At 75.0% G+C, this 3,246-nt stretch carries 4 protein-coding genes; all 4 read left to right on the top strand.

Annotated features, from left to right (window positions below):
- On the top strand, positions 1–185 hold a 185-nt coding region (locus ETD83_RS40750), incomplete at its 5' end, for a tetratricopeptide repeat protein (protein ID WP_138650595.1).
- Positions 182–1,489: a PP2C family serine/threonine-protein phosphatase gene (locus ETD83_RS40745; RefSeq protein ID WP_230421525.1), complete on the top strand. Its 1,308-nt coding sequence runs from the start codon at positions 182–184 to the stop codon at positions 1,487–1,489. The genes ETD83_RS40750 and ETD83_RS40745, both read left to right, overlap by 4 nt.
- Positions 1,486–2,826, top strand: a complete 1,341-nt coding sequence (locus tag ETD83_RS40740; protein ID WP_138650593.1) for a vWA domain-containing protein — start codon at positions 1,486–1,488, stop codon at positions 2,824–2,826. Before ETD83_RS40745 ends, ETD83_RS40740 begins: the two co-directional genes overlap by 4 nt.
- Before the next feature lie 235 nt (positions 2,827–3,061).
- Positions 3,062–3,246, top strand: a 185-nt coding sequence (locus ETD83_RS44095; RefSeq protein ID WP_205718173.1) for a hypothetical protein, incomplete at its 3' end; no start/stop codon positions are given.

Below are 3,246 nucleotides of genomic sequence, written 5' to 3'. Positions count from 1 at the left end.
CGGAGGAGGTATACAGGCGACAGACGCGGGGCGGGGCCGTCCTCGGCACCCCGCTCTCGGAGCCGCAGCTGCGCCGCCTGCTGGAGACGACGTACCGGGAACTGGCGCGGCGCACCCGCGACCGGGACGAATGCCGGCGGCTCGTCGACTCCGCGAACGCCGTCCGCCCGAGGACGCTGCTGTGACCGGCGACCAGCACGCGGCGAAGGCGGCGGAGCTGTCCTGCCCCGCGTGCGGCGAGATCGTGTACGCGGGCGAGATCTTCTGCGAGGAGTGCGGGCACCGGCTGGCCGACGCCCCGCCCGCCGAACCGCCCGGACGGCCCGACGCGACGATCAGGCAGAGCACGTCCTCGCTCCCGGCGCACCGCACGGCGCCCGCGGGACCGTGCGGGGGCTGCGGCGGGACGGCGATCGACGCGGACGGCTACTGCGAGTCCTGCGGGCTGCGCCAGCCCGCCGAACGCGACCACGTCGAGATCGAGATCCCGGCGGCCGGGGCGGGCCCCGGGAACGGGACACGGCCGGTCGTCGCGGCGGGCGCGAGCGACCGCGGACGGCGCTACAGCCGCAACGAGGACGCCATCGCCATCGCCGTCCACTCCGCCGGGGTCGCGGCCGTGGTGTCGGACGGCGTCGGCTCCTCGCAGCGTCCCGACGACGCGTCCCGCACGGCCGCCGAGACGGGCGCCGCCGAGCTGGTGGCGCGCCTCGACTCCGGCGAGGACCCCGAGGCCGCCACCCGCGCCGCGGCGCTGCGAGCCGCCGCGGCGGTCGCCGCGCTGGCCACGTCCCCGGCGGACGCGCCGTCGTGCACCTACGTGTCCGCGGTGACGCGCGGCACGGCGGTCACGGTCGGCTGGATCGGCGACAGCCGCGCCTACTGGCTGTCCGCGGACGGCACCGTCGAGCCCGGCGAGGGCGAAGGCGAGGCCGAGGGCAATGCCCCCGACCTCGGCACGCCGGTCCCGGACGAGGAGGTCAGCACCGGCGACATGGCGGAGCTCGGCCCGTCCCGCAGGCTCACCGACGACGACTCGTGGGCCGCGTTCATGGTGGCCGAGGGCTCGCTGACCGAGGCGGAGGCGGAGGCGCATCCGAACGCGCACGTCATCACGGCCTGGCTGGGCGCGGACGCCGGAGAGGTCAGCCCGCACGTCGCGTCGTTCCGCCCGGCGGGCCCCGGCACGCTGCTGGTGTGCAGCGACGGCCTGTGGAACTACTTCCCGGCGGCCCGCGACCTCGCCGCGCTCCTCGCCGCCGGCCCCGACGACCCGGCACGCTCCCGCGGCACGGGCGGCACCGCGCCCGGCCCAGGGCACGACCCGGCGGCCGATCCGCTCGGCGTGGCGCGGACGCTGGTCCGCCACGCCCTGGACGCGGGCGGCCGCGACAACATCACCGTCGCCGTCATCCCGCTTCCGTCCCCCGCCGCCCCGCAGAGCCTCATCCACGAGAGCACGACGCAGAGCACGGAGCAGCCCCGATGAGCGAGCAGCCGCAATTCACCGTCAAGATCGACCAGAACAAGTTCCTGCCCGAGGGCGGCCGCGAGGTGCACGCCATCGTGTCCGTGGAGGCGACGGCGGCCGAGGGGGCCGTGGCGGCGGTCCCGTCGTCGACCAAGGCGTCCGAGGTCATCATCATCGACACCTCGGGGTCGATGTCCTATCCCGACACGAAGCTGCGCGCGGCGGTCAAGGCCGCGAAGGTCGCGATCGACACGCTGCGCGACGGCGTCGAGTTCGCGGTCATCTCCGGCTCCAACACCGCGAAGATGGTGTTCCCCGCGCAGCCCGGACTGGCCGCCGCGAGCCCGCAGAGCCGGGAGCAGGCCAAGGTCGCGCTGAACAAGCTGAAGGCGTCCGGCGGCACCGCGATCGGCTCGTGGCTGCGGCTCGCCGACGAGCTGTTCGACCAGGCGCAGGGCGGTCTCCGCCACGCGATCCTGCTGACCGACGGCAAGAACCAGCACGAGACGGCCGAGGAGCTCGACGCCGTCCTGTTCCATTGCGACGGCCGGTTCGTGTGCGACTGCCGCGGCGTCGGCACCGACTGGGAGGTCGCCGAGCTGCGCAAGATCGCCTCCGCGCTGCTCGGCAGCGTCGACATCGTCGCCGACCCGGCCGGTCTCGAGGCCGACTTCCGGGCGATGACGGAGGCGGCGATGGGCAAGTCCGTCGCCGACGTCGCGCTGCGCGTGTGGACGCCGCAGACGGCGAGGCTGCGGTTCGTCAAGCAGGTCCTGCCGTCGGTGGAGGACCTGACCGGCAAGCGCGTCGAGACGGCTCCGCAGGCCGGCGACTATCCGCTCGGCGCCTGGGGGGCCGAGAGCCGCGACTACCACGTCTGCGTGGAGGTGCCGCCCGGCGACGTCGGGAAGGAACTGCGGGCCGCCTGGGTGAAACTCGTCGTCCCCGGCGCACCCGGTGAGGAGGCGCAGGTCCTGGCGAGCGGGAACGTCCTGGCGCAGTGGACGGACGACGAGGCGCAGTCCACCAGGATCAACGCGCGGGTGGCGCACTACACCGGGCAGGCCGAGCTGGCCGCCGCCATCCAGGAGGGGCTGCAGGCCCGCAAGGACGGCGACCTCGACACCGCGACCGCGCGGCTCGGCCGGGCCGTGGTGCTGGCGAACGAGGCCGGCAACGACGAGATCACCTCGATGCTCCGCCGGGTCGTGGACGTCGTCGACGAGGCGTCCGGCACCGTCCGGCTGAAGCGCGACGTCGACAAGGCGCACGAGATGGAGCTCGACACCCGCTCCAGCAAGACCGTCCGGACGCGCAAGGACGAGACCGTCACCACCCGCCGGGGCGAGGGCTGAGCATGGCGAGCTGCGCCAACGGACACACCTCGCAGGCGTCCGACTACTGCGACGTCTGCGGCGAGCGCATCGGATCGTCCTCCCCCGCCTCCCCGTCCGGCGGGGGCTCGGGCGCGTCCGGTCCGCTGGGCACCCAGGGCCTGCCCACCCCTGCGGGAGGCGGTCGCGGACAGGGCGGCGGGCCGACGCCGTGCCCCGACTGCGGGACGCCCGGCAGCGACCGTTTCTGCGAGGCGTGCGGCTACGACTTCGCCACCGGCGGCGGCAAGCCGACACCGCGGACCGCTCCGGCGGCCCCGTCGCCCCCCACGCCTCCACCTCCACCTTCACCTTCACCTCCGGTGACGCCGCCACCGGTGCCACCAGGACCGGATCATGGACGATCCGGACCGGGACCGGCGGCCCCCGAGGCTCCAGCTC

The sequence above is a fragment of the Actinomadura soli genome (assembly GCF_005889715.1).
In the GTDB taxonomy this organism is placed as follows: Bacteria; Actinomycetota; Actinomycetes; order Streptosporangiales; family Streptosporangiaceae; genus Spirillospora; species Spirillospora soli.
This window is presented reverse-complemented; position numbering and strand designations above follow the sequence as displayed.